This window comes from Anaeromyxobacter sp. K, from assembly GCF_000020805.1.
Classification (GTDB): Bacteria; Myxococcota; Myxococcia; order Myxococcales; family Anaeromyxobacteraceae; genus Anaeromyxobacter; species Anaeromyxobacter dehalogenans.
In genome coordinates, this window is sequence record NC_011145.1 from 1,864,218 (window position 1) to 1,880,181 (window position 15,964).

The 15,964-nt window shown below is 75.3% G+C and carries 13 protein-coding genes; 5 read left to right on the forward strand and 8 right to left on the reverse strand.

The window, feature by feature from the left end; genetic code table 11:
- Positions 1 to 11: 11 nt before the first annotated feature.
- Entirely contained in the window at positions 12 to 962 is a 951-nt protein-coding gene (mdh, locus tag ANAEK_RS08270) for a malate dehydrogenase (RefSeq protein ID WP_011421278.1), read from the forward strand.
- Between the two features lie 83 nt (positions 963 to 1,045).
- Here the strand turns inward: mdh and ANAEK_RS08275 are convergent, their stop codons facing one another.
- The 4 genes from ANAEK_RS08275 to aceA form a co-directional block, all read right to left on the reverse strand.
- Entirely contained in the window at positions 1,046 to 2,272 is a 1,227-nt protein-coding gene (locus ANAEK_RS08275) for an NAD(P)/FAD-dependent oxidoreductase (protein ID WP_012525697.1), read from the reverse strand.
- A gap of 185 nt (positions 2,273 to 2,457) precedes the next feature.
- Positions 2,458 to 3,573, reverse strand: coding sequence for a sialidase family protein (locus ANAEK_RS08280; protein ID WP_012525698.1), 1,116 nt, complete (start codon positions 3,571 to 3,573; stop codon positions 2,458 to 2,460).
- A 3-nt stretch (positions 3,574 to 3,576) separates the two neighbouring features.
- Entirely contained in the window at positions 3,577 to 3,876 is a 300-nt protein-coding gene (locus tag ANAEK_RS08285) for a MoaD/ThiS family protein (RefSeq protein ID WP_232288404.1), read from the reverse strand.
- Positions 3,877 to 3,935: 59 nt separating this feature from the next.
- Positions 3,936 to 6,182: an isocitrate lyase ICL2 gene (gene aceA, locus ANAEK_RS08290; protein WP_012525700.1), complete on the reverse strand. Its 2,247-nt coding sequence runs from the start codon at positions 6,180 to 6,182 to the stop codon at positions 3,936 to 3,938.
- A 167-nt stretch (positions 6,183 to 6,349) separates the two neighbouring features.
- Here aceA and ANAEK_RS08295 point away from each other — a divergent pair, with 167 nt between their 5' ends.
- Together ANAEK_RS08295 and ANAEK_RS08300 are read left to right on the forward strand one after the other, a co-directional pair.
- Positions 6,350 to 7,309, forward strand: coding sequence for a 5'-3' exonuclease H3TH domain-containing protein (locus tag ANAEK_RS08295; RefSeq protein ID WP_012525701.1), 960 nt, complete (start codon positions 6,350 to 6,352; stop codon positions 7,307 to 7,309).
- Positions 7,306 to 7,740: a hypothetical protein gene (locus ANAEK_RS08300; RefSeq protein ID WP_012525702.1), complete on the forward strand. Its 435-nt coding sequence runs from the start codon at positions 7,306 to 7,308 to the stop codon at positions 7,738 to 7,740. The genes ANAEK_RS08295 and ANAEK_RS08300 overlap by 4 nt, the downstream gene beginning before the upstream one ends.
- A gap of 78 nt (positions 7,741 to 7,818) precedes the next feature.
- Here ANAEK_RS08300 and ANAEK_RS08305 read toward each other — a convergent pair whose 3' ends face one another.
- Complete coding sequence (locus ANAEK_RS08305; RefSeq protein WP_012525703.1) at positions 7,819 to 9,342, reverse strand: ammonium transporter; 1,524 nt, start codon at positions 9,340 to 9,342, stop codon at positions 7,819 to 7,821.
- A 273-nt stretch (positions 9,343 to 9,615) separates the two neighbouring features.
- Between ANAEK_RS08305 and ANAEK_RS08310 the strand changes: the two genes are divergently transcribed.
- Positions 9,616 to 9,954, forward strand: a complete 339-nt coding sequence (locus ANAEK_RS08310) for a P-II family nitrogen regulator (protein ID WP_012525704.1) — start codon at positions 9,616 to 9,618, stop codon at positions 9,952 to 9,954.
- Between the two features lie 87 nt (positions 9,955 to 10,041).
- Here the strand turns inward: ANAEK_RS08310 and ANAEK_RS08315 are convergent, their stop codons facing one another.
- Together ANAEK_RS08315 and ANAEK_RS08320 are read right to left on the reverse strand one after the other, a co-directional pair.
- Positions 10,042 to 12,738, reverse strand: coding sequence for an OmcA/MtrC family decaheme c-type cytochrome (locus tag ANAEK_RS08315; RefSeq protein WP_012525705.1), 2,697 nt, complete (start codon positions 12,736 to 12,738; stop codon positions 10,042 to 10,044).
- 238 nt (positions 12,739 to 12,976) lie between these two features.
- Complete coding sequence (locus ANAEK_RS08320) at positions 12,977 to 13,678, reverse strand: nitroreductase family protein (RefSeq protein WP_012525706.1); 702 nt, start codon at positions 13,676 to 13,678, stop codon at positions 12,977 to 12,979.
- Between the two features lie 76 nt (positions 13,679 to 13,754).
- Between ANAEK_RS08320 and ANAEK_RS08325 the strand changes: the two genes are divergently transcribed.
- On the forward strand, positions 13,755 to 14,660 hold the full coding sequence (locus ANAEK_RS08325) for a LysR family transcriptional regulator (RefSeq protein WP_012525707.1): 906 nt from the start codon (positions 13,755 to 13,757) through the stop codon (positions 14,658 to 14,660).
- Positions 14,661 to 14,665: 5 nt separating this feature from the next.
- Here ANAEK_RS08325 and ANAEK_RS08330 read toward each other — a convergent pair whose 3' ends face one another.
- Positions 14,666 to 15,910, reverse strand: coding sequence for an MFS transporter (locus tag ANAEK_RS08330; RefSeq protein WP_012525708.1), 1,245 nt, complete (start codon positions 15,908 to 15,910; stop codon positions 14,666 to 14,668).
- Between the last annotated feature and the right edge of the window lie 54 nt (positions 15,911 to 15,964).

Below are 15,964 nucleotides of genomic sequence, written 5' to 3' on the forward strand. Positions count from 1 at the left end.
GGGAGACGAACATGGCCAGGTCCAAGATTGCACTGATCGGCGGTGGGCAGATCGGCGGCGTGCTGGCGCAGCTCGCGGCGCTCCGCGAGCTGGGCGACGTGGTCCTCTTCGACATCGTCGAGGGGCTGCCGCAGGGGAAGACGCTGGACATCGCCGAGGCCGCGCCGGTCGACGGCTTCGACGTCAGCCTCAAGGGCACGAACACCTACGAGGACATCAAGGGCGCGGACGTGGTGATCGTCACCGCCGGCCTGCCCCGCAAGCCGGGCATGAGCCGTGACGACCTCATCGCGGTGAACTCGAAGATCATGACGACCGTGGCCGAGGGCATCAAGCAGTACGCCCCGAACGCCTTCGTCATCGTGATCTCGAACCCGCTCGACGCGATGGTGACGCTCTGCCAGCGCATCACCGGGTTCCCGCACAACCGCGTGGTCGGCCAGGCCGGCGTGCTCGACTCGGCCCGCTTCGCCGCGTTCATCGCGTGGGAGCTGGGCGTCTCCGTCAAGGACGTCACCGCGGTCACCCTGGGCGGCCACGGCGACGACATGGTGCCGCTCGTTCGCTACACCAGCGTCTGCGGCGTCCCGGTGATGGAGCTGCTGGAGCAGAAGTACGGCGCCGCCAAGGCCGCCGAGGTGATGGCCGCGATGGTGAAGCGGACCCGCGGCGCGGGCGGCGAGGTGGTCGCGCTCCTCAAGACCGGCAGCGCGTTCTACTCGCCGGCCTCCAGCGCCATCGCGATGGCCGAGTCGTTCCTGAAGGACCAGAAGCGCGTGCTCCCGACCTGCGCCTTCCTGAAGGGCGAGTTCGGCGTGGACGGCCTCTACGTCGGCGTGCCGGTGGTGATCGGCGCGGGCGGCGCGGAGCGCGTCCTCCAGCTCAAGCTGAACGCCGAGGAGCAGGCCATGATGGACAAGTCCGTCAAGGCCGTGAAGGACCTGGTCGCCACGCTGAAGTAGCGACCGCCGCGGCTCGCCGCGGAGCAGGATCCGGGGCCCCGATCGCCGCCAGGCGGTCGGGGCCTCTTCGTCCCGGGACGGCGCTACGCCAGCCCGAGCTGCGCCTGCGGCTCCGGCTCGTCGAGCAGGGCCCGGATCGCCGCCTCGTCGGACGGGCCGAACGGTCCCAGCCCCACCGGATCCGGCAGGGCGGGATCGCCGGCGAGCAGGCGCGGCAGCACCCGCGCCCGCCGCGCCTCCGCCTCGGGCCCGGGCGTCCAGACCAGCCGGTCCATGGCGTCGAGGATGCGCCGGAGCGCGCCCGCGTAGGCGTCGTGCTCGCCGGCCCAGCGCTCGAGCGCCTCGGCGTCGGAGCCGCCCGCGCCGAGCGCGGCCGCGAGCCGCTCCGCGTCCACCAGCGTGAGCGCGAGGCCGCAGCCCCAGCTCGGATCCGACGACGCGGCCGCGTCGCCGATCAGCGCCACGCCGCCGCGGCAGGGGTGGTCCACCCAGCGCTCGGCCCCGGAGAACTGCGCCAGCGGCCCCGCCTGCCGGACGCGCGCCAGCCACGCCGCGGGCACGCCGGTGGCGCGGCAGGCCTCCACGAACGCGCCGAAGCGGCGGTCGCCGGTCAGGGCCGGCCGGCCCGCGGCGGCCGGGGAGACGAAGTACAGGCGGGCACGGCCGCCGCCGAGCGGGCCGAGCAGCATCGCGATCCCGTCGCCGAACGCGAGGTGGATCGAGTCCTCGGGCGCGGCCGACTCCTCCACCAGCACGCCGGCGATCTCGAGCAGCTCGGGCTCGCGCCGGACGTCGAAGCCGGCCCAGGTCCGCGCGCGCGAGTCGCGCCCGTCCGCCGCGACCAGCACCGGGGCCGCCTCCGTCCGGCGCACGCCGCCCTCGGTCCAGGTGACCGCGGGCGGCCGATCGTCCGCGCACGCCAGCGCCACCACCGTCGCGCCGCGCCGGACCGTGGCGCCGCGCGCCGCGGCGCGCGCCAGCAGCGCCTCCTGCATGGCCGGGTGGTAGGCGTCCAGCGCCGGGTCCGCGCCGGGCGTGGTGGACGGCAGGTGCCGCCGCCGGACCACCTGGCCGCCCGCGTAGTTCGTGAACCACGGGATGGGGATCCCGCCCGCGCCGACGAGGTCGTGGTGGATCCCGAGGCGCCGCGCCGCCGCGACCCCCCAGGGCAGGAGGTTCTCCCCGCGGACCCGGTCGCGGAACCGGGGCTCGCGCTCGAGCACCAGCACCTCACGCCCGCCGCGGGCGAGCGCGCCCGCCAGCGCCGCGCCGCCGATCCCGCCGCCCACCACGATCACGTCGAACGCCATGGCTGCCTCCCCCGGCCGCGCGGCGCACCGGTGCGCCCGGCCGGCGTCGCGCCGGTGCATGCGCGAGCGGGCGCGCCGTCGAAACGGCCGCGAGGGGCGAAAGCGTCGCGCTGCGCGCGGCGGGAGCGCGGGCGCCCGGCTGCCCGGCGCCTGTCCGGCCGGCCCCGCCGCCGGGGGGGCGCGCCCTACCGGGAGGCCTGCCCGGAGGCGACCTGCCCGAAGGTGACCTGATACACCGGCGGCAGCCTCGCGGGGTGCTGCACCCAGCGATCGCCGCCGTCCTCGGAGATCCACAGCCCGCCGGTGGTCGAGCCCATCGCCAGCCGGTCGCCGCCCGCGTCCACCGCCAGCCCGTGGCGGTACACGAGGTCGTACGCGTGCTCCTGCGGGAGGCCCTCGCGCAGCACCTCGAACGTGTCGCCGCCGTCGCGCGTGCGCGCCACCACCAGCTTCCCGTCCACCGGCACGCGCCGCTCGTCCTTCACCGCCGGCACGAACCAGGCGGTGCGGGGATCGCGCGGGTGCACCGCCACCGCGAAGCCGAACTTGGAGGGCCGGATGGCGGTGATCTCGGTCCACCGCTCGCCGCCGTCGGCGCTGCGGAACACGCCGTTGTGGTGCTGCGCGTACAGGCGCTCCGGCGCGGTGGGCGCCTGGACCAGGCGGTGGACGTCCTGCGCGTTGGGATCCTCGCGGCGCTCGGGCGGCATGTACTCCGCGTACATGCCGGTGGCGCGCAGCGCCCAGGTCTCGCCGTCGTCGGCGGTGCCCCACACGCCGCCGGTGGAGATCGCGCACAGGAGCCGCCGCGGGTCGCGCGGATCCACCGCGATCGAGTGCAGGCCGGGCTGGTCGTAGCCGCCGCCGCCCCAGTCCTTGCGCTCGGGGCGGTCGGACAGGCCGCGGACCAGGCTCCAGGACGCGCCGCGGTCGCCGGAGCGGAACAGCGCCGCAGGGATGGTCCCCGCCCACAGGGCGCCGGGCCGGTCCGGGCCGGCGGGCTCGAGCGCCCAGATCTGCTGCACGCTGGGCGCCTCGCTCGCCGCCCCGGGCTCTGGCGGGAACGCGGGGGCGGGGAGCTCGGTCCAGGTCCGGCCGCGGTCGTCGGAGCGGTGCAGCTTCACGCCGAAGTGGCCGAGCGCCAGCGCGGCGTAGAGCGTCCCGTCGCGCGGATCGTCGAGCACCAGGCTGACGGGATCCCCGAGGAACGCGCAGCGCTCGATCTGCCAGCCGCGCGCGCCCCGCTCCAGCAGGAACAGCCCCTTGCGCGTGGCGACGCTCAGCCGATCGCTCGTGCCCATGCCTCACCCTCCCGAGAGCGCCTGCATGACGTGGATGCCGCTCCCGGGGCGCACCGGGTCGGCAAGGCCGTCGCGGTCGATCACCAGCGCGCCGTCCACGAACACGGCCACGTGCTTGCGCAGGCGGCCCTGGTCGTCGAGCACGTAGCCGCGCAGGCGCGGGTTGCCGCGGAACGCCGCCTCGAGCGCCTCGCGCACCGTCCCGCCCGGCACCTCGATCGGCGGCGCGTCGAGGTGGCGCCGGAGCGTCGCGGTGAAGGTCACGAGCGGCATGCGGGCCTCGGGGAAGCGAGGCTCACGCATGGTGGACGTGACCCACGGCCGCAACGCGCCGGTCGGGGCGCCCCGCGCAGGGGCGGGCGTCAGGCGCCGAGGAGCGCCTTCAGCGCCACGTGATCCCGCGCGGCGAGCGCCTTCACCCGGGCCCGGTCCACGTCGGCGACGATGATCTCGCCGACCTCCTGCGCCACCGAGCGGAACAGGCCGAGCGCCTTCATGCCCTCCGCCTGCCGCTGGTTGTCCTCGGTGGGCGTGACGTAGTGCGCCGAGTCCACGCGGTAGCGGTGGAACAGGAACAGCTGCGCGAGGGTCATGAGCCGCTTGCGCCGCAGCGCCAGGTCGTGCGTGTTCTGGTCGCGGACCGACAGGATGCTGCGCCCGCGCCGGTCGGTGATGCTCGCGAAGGTGACGTCGAGCTTCCGCTCGCCGTCGGCCGACGTGACCACCAGCTCGAGCAGGTCGGAGCCGGCGGTGACCGGCCGGAGCGCCGCGCGCAGCTTGCCCTGGACCCCGTGCCGCTCGCGCCACAGGTCGAGCCAGTCCTCCAGCAGCCGCGGCGGCACCTCGGTCTGCACCAGGTGCTGGTGCTGGGTGGAGCCCTGGCCCATGGCCTTGGTGGTGGCGGTCCGGCCGGAGACGGCCATGAGCGCCGCGTCGAGGCGCGGCCCGCCCACCAGCGTCTGCGGCGTCCGGTAGCCGGACTCGAGCAGGCGGAACTTCCGCTGCAGCCGCGCCAGCGCCAGCATGCCGTCCTCGCGCAGGGCCGTCGCGAACTCCTCCGCCGCCAGCCCGTCGATCTGGTGGCCGCCGTAGGTGATGAAGTCGAACACGTACCCGAGCTTGCCGAGCTCCTCGGGGAAGCGGCGCATCTGCTCGTCGTCCATGCCGGTCGTGTCCCAGTTGAACGACGGGGACAGGTTGTAGGCGAGCATCTTGTCCGGGTGGACCGCGTGGATGGCGTCGGCGAAGCGCCGCGCGTCGGCGAGGTCGGCCGTCTTGGTCTCCATCCAGAGCAGGTCGGCGAACGGCGCCGCCGCGAGCGACTTCTGGATGGCGTAGTCGATGCCGCCGCGCACCTGGTAGTAGCCGTCCGGCGTCTTGGCGTGCTCGCAGTCCCAGGGCGTCTCGATCCCCATGGCGCGCGCCTTCTCGCGCGCCCGGTAGAACGGCGCCCGGGCGGCGAACGCCATCCACTCGTCCCGGCGCATGGTCGGGTGCTCGCCCTCGTGCTCGCGGAACGCGATCGCCTGCGCCACCGCCTCGGCGTAGGTGCAGACGCCGGCCTCCTGCTGCCAGGCGTCCACGAACCGGTCGAACACCCGGTCGAGCGCGGCGTCCACCGCGAGCGCGCCGCGCTGGTGCTCGGCGGCGGCGGCCGCGATGGCCTTGTCGAAGCCGGTCCGCTCCAACCACGCGTCGGCGGCCGCGTACTCCTCGTCGCACACGGCGTACAGCTCGTGGCCGGACAACTCCTCCACGCCGGCGCGACGGAACCGGCGCAGGATCGCCAGGAACGCCGCGCGGAACGCCGGGACGGCGAGGTTGCTCGCGCCCAGGATGAACGGCTGGTCGCGCTCGTCGCCGCGGCCGTCGAGCAGCGTGGCCGACTCCGCGTCGGTGCGCGCCACCACGATCCCGGGCACGCCCATGAGGTCGAGCTGGAACCGCGCCGCGGAGAGGCGCTTCAGCTGCTCGTCCTCGGCGACGAGCACCTTGCCGCCCTGGTGCCCGCACTTCTTCACGCCCGGCTTCTGGTCCTCGATGTGGTAGCCGGGCACGCCGACCTCGACGAAGCGGCGGACGAGGTTGCGCACCTGCGCGTCGCCGCCGTGGCCGGTGTCGGCGTCGGCGATGATGAACGGCCGGAAGTCCACCGCCGGGGTGGCGCGCCGCTGCTCCTCGGTCATGCGCGAGCGGGCGTGGTGCTGGTTCCGGTCCGCCGTGAGCAGCGCGCGCACGATGGGCGCCGCCTCGTCGGGCACCTGGCTGAGCGGGTAGCTGGCGAGGTCGGGGCCGGGGTCCTCCTGCACCGAGCCCTTCGCCGAGGTGGCCCAGCCGCCCAGGTAGATGGCCTCGATGCCCATCCTCTTCATCGCCACGGCCTGGCCGGGCGAGTAGGGGCCGAAGGTGGTGATGCAGCGCCGCTGCTGGAACAGCTCGCGCAGGCGCGCGTGGAACGCCTCGGCGGCCTCCCGCGCCACCGGGTAGTCCTGGCGGATCGTGCCGCGCTGCTCCACCACCTCGCGCGCGGTGTGGATGCGCCGGATGCCCGCGAACCGTGGGCTCTCGAACCAGCGGCGCAGGGCCGCGACCTCCTGCTCGAAGTCCATGTGTCGTCTCCTGGCGCCGTCCTCGGCGCGTCCCGACAGGCTGGACCCAGACGGTCCGGGAGGCCACCGCGCATCGGGGGCGCACGCGCGGGGTGCGGCGTGCCCTCGGGGGCGCGGCGGCGCGCGCACGCCCCGGGCGCGGGTTCGCGGAGCGTATACTTCGCGGCATGAGGCTCCACCTGGTGGACGGCACCTACGAGCTGTTCCGCGCGCACTTCTCGGGGCGGCCGGGCCACCGGGCGCCCGACGGCCGCGAGGTGAAGGCGACGCTCGGGATGGCCGCCTCGCTCCTGGCGCTGCTGCACGAGGCGGGCGAGGCGGTCACGCACGTGGCGGTGGCGTTCGACCGGCCCATCCGCTCGTTCCGCAACGACCTGTGGGCCGGCTACAAGAGCGAGGAGGGCGTCGAGCCCGAGCTGCTCGCGCAGCTCGAGGCCGCCGAGGAGGCCGCCCGGGCGCTCGGGCTGGTGGTGTGGTCGATGGACGCGCTGGAGGCCGACGACGCGCTCGCCACCGCGGCGGCCCGCTTCCGCGACGAGGTGGAGCAGGTGCGGATCCTCACGCCGGACAAGGACCTCGGTCAGTGCCTCCGCGGGCGGCGGGTGGTCCAGGTGGATCGCATGCGCGGGCGCGAGACCGACGAGGCGGCGCTGCTCGCGCGCCGGGGCATCCAGCCGGAGAGCGTCCCCGACTGGCTGGCGCTGGTGGGGGACACCGCGGACGGGATCCCGGGGCTGCCCGGCTTCGGCGAGCGCACCGCGTCGGCGCTGCTCGCCGTGTACGGGCACCTGGAGGACGTCCCGGCCGACCCGGCGCGCTGGCCGGCGGGCGTGCGCGGCGCGGCGAAGCTGGCCCGGGCGCTGGAGGAGGGGCGCGAGGCGGCGCTGCTGTACCGGCGGCTCGCGACGCTGGTCACCGACGCGCCGCTGGCCGAGGGGCTCGAGGCGCTGCGCTGGCCCGGCCTCTCGCGCGAGCGGCTCGGCGCCTGGGCGGCGTCGCTCGGGGCCGAGCGGCTGGTGCAGGGGCTGGAGGCGCGGCCGGCGCGGTGGGCGGGCCCCGGCGGCGCGCCGCCGCCGCCGGCGGGGCAGGGCGAGGCCCGCGAGGTGGCGGGCCGGGAGGGGACATGACGCTCCGCCGCGACTTCATCCAGCGCATGCTGGAGCAGCTCGGCTGGGCGCTCGCCGGGGTGCTGAAGCTCCGCCGGGCCGGCGCGCACGAGCAGGCGGTGCAGCAGCTCGAGTCCACCGCCACCGGCCTCGTCGGCATCGACCTGCGGATGGTCGCCTCGGTGGAGTCGGCCACCGCGGCCGCGCTGGTGGCGGAGCCGGAGCGGCTGCTGGTCCTCGCGCGGCTGTGCCTGGAGCGCGCGGAGATCGCGCGGGAGCAGGCCGATCCGCTGGAGGCGGGGTGGCGCCGGCGCGCGGTGGAGCTGTGGCTGGAGGCCGCGGGGCGTGGCGCACCGCTCGACGCCGAGGCCCGCGCCGCGGTGGACGCGGAGCCGGAGGAGGCGCTCTCGCCGCGCGCCCGGACGCTTCGCGCCGCGCTGCCGCCGCGGTAGCGCGGCGACGCCCGGCGCGCGGAGGCGGGACCCGCCGTGCGACGGGCCCCGCCTCGCGTCTCCCCCCCCCGCCTCGGGTCAGTAGGCCGGGTTCGTCTTGCCGACCGCCGCGACCGCGACCGGCGCGCCGTCGTGAGGCGCCGTGCCGCCGAACGCGCCGCCCGAGCGGATCTGGAACTCCGGGTAGGCGGAGTTGCCGTGCTCGCCGACGTCCAGGCCCTCCAGCTCCTCCTCGGCCGTCACGCGGATCCCGCCGGACACGAGCTTCGTCACGTACCAGGCCGCCAGCGACAGGGTGAACACGGCCGCCGCCACCACGGCCACGCCGAGGAGCTGCGGGCCGAGCTGCGCCATGCCGCCGCCCAGGAACAGGCCGGGCTTCGCGACCGCCGCGCACGGCGCCACGGTGGGATCCGCGAACAGGCCGAGCGCGATCGTGCCGAAGACGCCGTTCGCGAGGTGCACCGCGGTCGCGCCGACGGGGTCGTCCACGCGGATCCGGTCGAAGAACACCACCGCCGCGACCACCAGCACGCCGGCGACCAGGCCGATCACGAGCGAGCTCAGCACGCTCACGAACGCGCAGCCGGCCGTGATGGCGACCAGGCCCGCCAGGCAGCCGTTCAGCGTGATCCCGAAGTCCGGCTTCTTCAGGAAGATCCAGGCCGCGAGCATGGAGGACACGGTGCCGGCCGCGGCGGCCACGTTGGTGGTGGTGGCGATGTGCGCGATGGACGCGCCGTCCGCCGCCATGGTCGAGCCGGGGTTGAAGCCGAACCAGCCGAACCACAGCACGAAGACGCCGATGGCCGCGCTGGTCATGTTGTGGCCGGGGATGACGTTGATCTGCTTGCCCGGGCCGTACTTCCCGAGGCGTGGCCCGAGCACGAGGATGCCGGCGAGCGCGGCCCAGCCGCCGATGGAGTGCACCACCGTCGAGCCGGCGAAGTCGAGGAAGCCCTTGCTGGCGAGCCAGCCGCCGCCCCAGATCATGTGGCCGCCCACCGGGTAGACCACGCCGACCAGGAACAGCGTGAACACGATGAAGGACTTGAACTTGATCCGCTCGGCGACCGCGCCGGACACGATGGTGGCGGCGGTGCCGGCGAACACGAGCTGGAAGAAGAACTTCGCCCACAGCGGCACGCCGGTCCAGTTGAGCGCGTGGTAGACGCCCTGGTACGCGTCGCCGATCGCGGGGCTGTTGTCCGCGCCGGACGCGAACAGGAGCCCGCTCGTGCCGAAGAACGGGTTGCCGTCCCCGAACATCAGGCCGTACCCGATCACCAGGAACGCGAGCGACGAGATCGCGAACACCACGAAGTTCTTGAACAGGATGTTCACGGTGTTCTTCGCGCGGCAGAAGCCGGACTCGACCAGCGCGAAGCCGAGGTTCATGAAGAACACCAGGAACGCCGCGATCATCACCCAGATCGTGTCGAGCCCGACCTTCTGGGCGGCGATGGCGTCGGCCATGCCCTGCGTGAACGCGACCGGCGCCGCCACGGCGGCGTCGTCGGCGCGCGCGGCCGGGGCGTGGAGGAGCAGCGCGGCCGGGGCGGCCAGCGCTGCGAGGAGGAGCAAGGCTCGGAGCTGCTTCATCGGCGGAGTTCTCCCGTGCTGTGGGCGGCCGCACGCGGTCGCGTTGGATGGGACGGGAGGCGCCTCTGCAGCGCGCGTACCGGAACACCGGCGACGCCGGTTCCGGGCGGTTTCCGGCGCGATCGCGCCCTCCGGCCGGGGCTGCTGCCGCGAGGGCGAGCAGCCCGGTGCACGGGGAAGCGGCCCGGCGAGGCGGTCCGGGCGCGCGGGCGCGGCCCGCAGCGCGCGCAGTGCACGCACGGTGATTGCACCTGCGCTCGCGCGGAGGTGTCCATGAAGCGGATCGAGGCGATCATCCGGCCGTCGCGCGTCGAGCAGGTGCGCGCCGCGCTGGCCCACCCCTGGATCTCGGGGATGACGGTCTCCGAGGCGCGAGGCTTCGGGCGGCAGCGCGGGCACGTCGAGCTCTACCGCGGCGCCGAGTACACCGTCGAGCTGGTCCCGAAGCTGCGGATCGAGCTGGTCGTCCCGGACCCGCTCGTGCCGCGCCTGGTCGCCGAGCTCGAGGCCTGGGTGCGGACCGGCCGGATCGGCGACGGGAAGATCTTCGTCACGCCGGTGGACGACGCGGTCCGCATCCGCACCGGCGATCGCGGCGAGGACGCGCTCTAGCCGGCCCGCCGCCGGCGCGGAGAAGGGAAGGGCCCGGCGGGCGGCCGAAGCCGCCCCGCCGGGCCCGGGGTTCAGCGGTCGCCGGGCCTAGTGGCAGGCCTGGCAGGACTCCTGCTCGTCACCGCTCCACGGGTTCGCCGGGGTCGGGTCGAGCGTCTGCAGCGCCATGTGCGCCTTGGCCGCGTCGCCGTCGTGGCAGCCGCCGCAGGCGAGCCGGTTCGGGCGCGCGGCCCAGGTGCCGCTCGACGTGCCGTCGGGGTGGCACGCCTGGCAGTTCCGGACGTCCTGCGGGAACGTGATGTCCCAGTTCCGGCCCGCGACCGGGTCGCCGTTGGAGTAGGCGACGGTGGCGAGCGGGGTGAACAGGCTCGACCCGAAGTGCACGGCGTGGACGCGCTTCGAGATCGGGTGACCGCCGAGCCAGGCGCCGGTGGCGGAGCCGGGCTGGTAGTCGTGGCAGGCGCCGCACTGGTCCACGGCGTCGTCGGAGAAGATCTTGTTGTGGCGCGAGAAGTCGAGGACGAAGCCCCGGCCGTCGGCGCTCTGGTGGCAGGAGTTGCAGTTGCTCGCGATCGGCTTCTCCACCGCCGCGGTCTTCACCTGGAACGCGACCTTCGCCACCGTCGGCGTGCGGTAGTTGGTCTCGCTCACCCGCCCGAGCCGCGAGATCTCGACGCTCGCGACGTAGGTACCGGGGGTGAGGTCGTCCACCGGATCGAGCTGGTAGGTGATCGACCCGGCGGCGCGGGTCACCTTGCGGTCGTTCGCCGCGCCGGGCGCGGCGTTGAACGCGAGCGTGTTGGACGGGTAGTAGCCGCCCGGCAGCTTCAGGGCCGTGTCGCCCGCGAACACCGCCGCCGTCACCGCGCTGGGATCGAGCTGGATCGCGTAGAGGCGGCCCAGGTTGCGGCTGCGGATCCCGAACCGGCCGGCCTCGACGTAGGCGATGGCGCGGCGGCTGAAGGCCGGGATGGCGTTCAGGCCGGCCGCCAGCTCCGCGGGCGTCGCCGCGGCGGGGTTCGCGAACGCCGACGCGGGCACGGTCACCGAGATCGTCCCGGACGCGACGAAGTCACCGCCCGTCTGGTTGTACATCGTGACGTCGCGGCCGTTGTCCACCTTGAGCGCCAGCGCGGCGCCGCCGGACAGGTCCCAGGAGGCGGGCGCGGCGACCTCGATCTTGGCGCGCGCGGTGCTGGTGAGCACCGGGTTGCGCGTGGCGCGCGGGCCGCTCACGAAGAACGCCGTGTTCGCGAAGGTGGTGGCGCTGGTCGGGGCCGGGCAGCCGGTGGGGAGGCACCCGAGCGCCGCGCCGGTGACGAGGTTGTGATCGATGGGCGTCCCGGTGGCCTTGTCCTTCAGGACCAGCGTGACGACCGGCGCCTCGCCGGCCACGTAGTACTTGCCGTTCGCGGGGGCGGACAGCGACAGCTCCGCGTCGAACTCGGGGACGTTGCGCGGGTCCTTGGTGGTCCAGTCGTGCGCGGGCACGATGGGCGCCCAGCCGGTGGTGGCGCCGTGGCAGGTGGCGCAGCCGGAGTCGTCCGCCTGCGCGCCGCCGGCGTGGTTCGCGCCGGTGGCGAAGTCCACCGTGTCGTGGCAGGAGCCGCAGGCCTGGCGGGTGGGGTTCGTCTTCCAGTTGTCCACCTGCGCGCCGGTTCCGGTGTGGCACTTCTGGCAGTTCGCGAGCACGGCCGGGAACTCGGCCTTCCACCACTCGTGCTTCGTGTTCCGGTAGCCCCAGATCGCGTACTCGCCGTTGTCGGCGGACTCGTCCGCCGCCGTGCTCGGGTCGTCCCAGATCTTGCCGTCCGCGCCGGGCAGGCTGGCCAGCTCGCCGCCCGCGTGGATCTTGTGGATCATCACCGCGAGGTCGAGGCTCTGGCCGCCGTTCGCGTCGGCGGTGCCGGGCACGTGGCAGGTGGCGCAGTTCTCGACCGAGAGGCGGTTGCCGCCGTGGCCGTGGAACTCCTCGCCGTGGCAGGCCTTGCACGCGGCGGTCTGGACGATGTTGCGGGTGGTGGTGATGGCGGAGCCGTCCGGCACGAAGTCGAAGGTGGCCTCGCCGGTGGGCCCGTCGTGGCCGCCGATCATCACCGAGACGCGGTGCAGCAGGTTGCGCTGGTAGCCGACCGGCGCGCCCTCGGTGGTCGCGGCCGCGAGGTTCGTGGCGAACACGTAGGTGTAGCTGCCGTCACCGTGATCGGTGAGCGCGCCGTTGCCCTCGGTGTTGCCCTGGACCGCGGTGGTGCCGGCCGGGTTCGGCCAGTCGCCGGCGGTGGCGGTCTCGATGCGCGTGATGTACGGCACGAAGCGCGAGGCGCGCTCGGTGGCGGTGCCGGGGACGAGCTTCGCCACGTCGGCCGTGATCGCCGCGATGCCCGGGACCGGCTGCCCGCCGGCGCCGGGGGTCGCGGCGGTGAAGTTCACGGTCAGGGTGCCGTCGGCCGCCGCGGTCGCGCCGGTGATGGCGACCTTCACGTCGAACTTGCCGGTGGCGTACTCGCCGCTCGACTTCATGAACGCGGCGCCGTGGAAGTCGCTGATCGCGACGTTCCCGCCGGTCGCGCCGTTCGACACGGTCACCGACGTGCCGTCGGTGCAGGTGATGGTGTGGGTGCCGTCGTGGTTGTCGGTGACCGTGCAGGACGTGCCGTTGCTGCCGTCCTGACCGTCCTGCCCGTTCGTGCCGTCGCGCCCGGGGGCGCCGGCAGGGCCCTTCGCGCCCTCGCAGGCGACGACCGCGAGGCCGAGCGCCGCGAGCAGCAGTGTCCGTCGGATCATTGCGTCTGGCTCCTTGAGGCGCGCATTCGACCGCACCCATAGGTTTGACTATCGCCTTGATAGTCCCGTCGGGGCCAGCGAGATCTTGATGTACGTCAACGCGCGCGCGCTTTTCGCGGCGCGGTGTCGCAGTGGGTCGGAGATGACCGCCGGCGTCGCGGAGATCCGACCCATGGCAATCGGTCGCGCGGCAAATCGTGCGCGAGACGCCGCCCGATCGCCGCGCGTCAAAGGCCGCTTACGCGCCGGCGCCCTCGAACCCGCCCTCGAACGCGAGCGCGGAGAGCGGGAGCCGGTCGCTGGGGCGCTCGCGCGCGCGCAGCGCCTCCGGGAGCGCGGCCGCGTCGCCGCGGCGGCCCACCGCCACGAACGCGTGCAGCGCGAGGCCGTCCGGCAGCGCCAGCGCCTCGCGGGCGCGGGAGGCGTCGAAGCCGCCCATGGCGTGGGTGGCCCAGCCCCAGCGCTGCGCCTGGAGCGCGAGCTGCGCCCACGCCGCGCCGGCGTCGAAGGCGTGGCTGGCGTTCGGCACCGGACCCGGGCGGCCGGGCAGCGCCATGGCCTCGCGGGACGCCACCGCCACCAGCGCCGCGGCGTTGCGCGCCCAGGCCTGGTTCGCGGGCGCGAGCGCGGACAGGAAGCGGTCGAACGCGGGCGTGCCCCGGCGCGCCCAGGCGAAGCGCCAGGGCTGCGCGTTCATTGCCGAGGGCGCCCAGCGCGCGGCCTCGAGCAGGCCGAGCAGCGTGTCGCGCGGGATCGCCTCGTCGGTGAATGCCCGCGGCGACCAGCGGGCGAGGAACGGCGCGTCGATGGGGTGCTCGGGCCGGCGGGGGTTCGCGGCGGCGGTCGGGGTGGCGGTCGGGGTGGCGGTCGGGGTGGCGGTCGGGGTGGCGGTCGGGGTGGCGGTCGGGGTGGCGGTCGGGGTGGCGGTCACGGGGGTCATGGTGCGCAGCCTAGGCCGTTGCGGGAGAGTGGACTAGATAGTGAAGCGGGGAAAGACCGATGCGCGAGGAGCAACGATGGACCTGAACCGGATCGCGGTGTTCGCGCAGGTGGTGGAGGCGGGCAGCTTCACCGCCGCGGCGGCGTCGCTGGGCCTCCGCAAGTCGTCGGTGAGCCGCGCGGTGGCGGCGCTCGAGGCCGACCTGGGCATCCGCCTGCTGCAGCGGACCACCCGCCGCCTCAGCCTCACCGACGCGGGCCGCGCCTACTACGAGCGGACCCGCGACGCGCTGGCCGGGCTGCGCGAGGCGAGCGAGGAGGCGGCCGCGCTCGGCGCGGAGCCGCGGGGTACGGTGCGGGTGACCGCGCCGGTGGACCTGGCGCCCGACCTGGCGCGGCTGACCGACGCGTTCCTGCGCGCGCACCCGCAGGTGCGGGTGGAGGTGTCGCTCACGGCGCGGTACGTGGACCTCGTGAAGGAGGGCTTCGACCTCGCCATCCGCGCCGGCGTCCTCGCCGACTCCTCGCTGCTCGCGCGGAAGCTCTCGGACAGCGCCCTCGCGCTGTTCGCCGCGCCCTCCTACCTCGACGCCCGCGGGCGGCCGCGGCGCCTCGCCGACCTGGCCCGGCACGACTGCCTGCTCTACCGCGCCGGCGCCGAGACCGCCGTGTGGCGGCTCACCGGCCGCCGCGGCGAGGAGCAGGTGACCGTGCACGGGCGCGCCGCCGCCGACGAGTTCGCGTTCGTGCGCGGCATGCTGCTCGCGGGCGCGGGGATCGCCCTGGTGCCCACCGGCATGGTGGCCGCCCCCCTGCGCGAGGGCGCGATCGAGCGGGTGTTGCCGCAGTACGTCCGGCGCGGCGGCCCGGTGAGCGTGGTCTGGCCGAGCCGGCGGTACGAGCCGGTGGCGGTGGCGCGCTTCCGCGACGCCATCGTGGCCGCGCTGGGCGAGCCCGGCGCCGGGGCGGAGGCGCGCGGCTGAGCGCGTCAGGCGGCGGGACGCCAGGCGCGGTGCGCGAGCGCGACGGTGCCGAGCTGGACGGCCACCACCATGGCCACGCACGCGCCCCAGCCGCCGGCGTGCCAGGCGAGCGCCGGCGCGACGCCGCCGGCGGCGCCGCCCAGGTAGTAGCTCGAGACGTACAGGCCGGACGCGGACGGCCGCAGGCGCGGCGGCGCGGCGGTGCGCAGGAACGCGGTCGAGGCGGACTGGCTCACGAACACGGCGGTGCAGACCGCGGTCAGGCCCGCCACCACCAGCGTCACCGAGGGCGCCAGCGTGACGAGCGCGCCCGCCGCCGCGACCGTGAGCGCCAGGGTGACCGCCCGCCGCGAGCCGACCCGGTCGATCCAGCGCCCCGCGAACGGGGTCACCGCGGCGCCGATCAGGTACACGGTGAAGATCGACGAGAGCGCGGCGGTGCCGAGCCGGTAGGGCGGCGAGGCCAGGTGGAAGGTGACGTAGGTGAACACCGCCACCTGCGTGAAGAGCACGTTGAAGCCGACCGCGAACGTCGCGAGCAGGCGCGGGGCGCGGAGCAGGTCGCCGGGACGGGCGCGCGGCGGCGGGCCCGCGGGGCGCGGCCGGCGGGCCCGCGGGAGCAGGCGCGCGGCGGCCACGGCGGCGGCGGCGGTGACCAGCCCGAGCACCACGAACGCGGCGCGCCAGCCCCACCGCGCCGCGACGAGCCCCGAGAGCAGGCGGCCGGTGTAGCCGCCGATCACGCTGCCGGTCACGAGCGCGGACATGGCGCTGCCGAGCGCGGCGGGCGGCCACTCCTCGGCGAGGAACGCCACGCCCACCGCGTAGATGCCGGGGAGCGCCAGCCCCTGCACGAAGCGCCAGCCCACCAGCACCGGGACGCTCGGGGACGCCGCGGCGAGCAGCGTGGGGATGGGAAGGAACAGCATCGAGCCGACGATCACCGCGCGGTGGCCCCAGCGGCGGATGGCCCACCCCGCGAACGGCGAGGCCAGCGCCACCGCGATGGTCGGGGCGCTGACGGTGAGCGCCGCCCCGGCCTTGGAGACGGCGAACACCCGCTCCAGCAGCGGGAGCAGCGGCTGGGTCGCGTAGAAGCCCAGGAACGCGCACAGCCCGGCCAGCCCGATCGCGAACAGCCCCGCCGCCGGCCGGGCCACCTCCGCCGCGGCCTCGGGCCCCGGCGCGGCCGGGGCCGGGTCCGCGGGGGAGAGGCGGGGGATGGGGACGGAGCGCGCGGCCTCGGGCATGGGCCCGGGAACATGCGGAAGGACCGTCGAGACGTCCAATATATCTTTGCTCTC

Excerpts from the sequence above, each read along its gene's own strand:
- mdh (WP_011421278.1), top strand. The coding sequence starts at position 12 with ATGGCCAGGTCCAAGATTGCACTGATCGGCGGTGGGCAGATCGGCGGC.
- ANAEK_RS08275 (WP_012525697.1), bottom strand. The coding sequence starts at position 2,272 with ATGGCGTTCGACGTGATCGTGGTGGGCGGCGGGATCGGCGGCGCGGCG.
- ANAEK_RS08280 (WP_012525698.1), bottom strand. The coding sequence starts at position 3,573 with ATGGGCACGAGCGATCGGCTGAGCGTCGCCACGCGCAAGGGGCTGTTC.
- ANAEK_RS08285 (WP_232288404.1), bottom strand. The coding sequence starts at position 3,876 with ATGCGTGAGCCTCGCTTCCCCGAGGCCCGCATGCCGCTCGTGACCTTC.
- aceA (WP_012525700.1), bottom strand. The coding sequence starts at position 6,182 with ATGGACTTCGAGCAGGAGGTCGCGGCCCTGCGCCGCTGGTTCGAGAGC.
- ANAEK_RS08295 (WP_012525701.1), top strand. The coding sequence starts at position 6,350 with ATGAGGCTCCACCTGGTGGACGGCACCTACGAGCTGTTCCGCGCGCAC.
- ANAEK_RS08300 (WP_012525702.1), top strand. The coding sequence starts at position 7,306 with ATGACGCTCCGCCGCGACTTCATCCAGCGCATGCTGGAGCAGCTCGGC.
- ANAEK_RS08305 (WP_012525703.1), bottom strand. The coding sequence starts at position 9,342 with ATGAAGCAGCTCCGAGCCTTGCTCCTCCTCGCAGCGCTGGCCGCCCCG.
- ANAEK_RS08310 (WP_012525704.1), top strand. The coding sequence starts at position 9,616 with ATGAAGCGGATCGAGGCGATCATCCGGCCGTCGCGCGTCGAGCAGGTG.
- ANAEK_RS08315 (WP_012525705.1), bottom strand. The coding sequence starts at position 12,738 with ATGATCCGACGGACACTGCTGCTCGCGGCGCTCGGCCTCGCGGTCGTC.
- ANAEK_RS08320 (WP_012525706.1), bottom strand. The coding sequence starts at position 13,678 with ATGACCCCCGTGACCGCCACCCCGACCGCCACCCCGACCGCCACCCCG.
- ANAEK_RS08325 (WP_012525707.1), top strand. The coding sequence starts at position 13,755 with ATGGACCTGAACCGGATCGCGGTGTTCGCGCAGGTGGTGGAGGCGGGC.
- ANAEK_RS08330 (WP_012525708.1), bottom strand. The coding sequence starts at position 15,910 with ATGCCCGAGGCCGCGCGCTCCGTCCCCATCCCCCGCCTCTCCCCCGCG.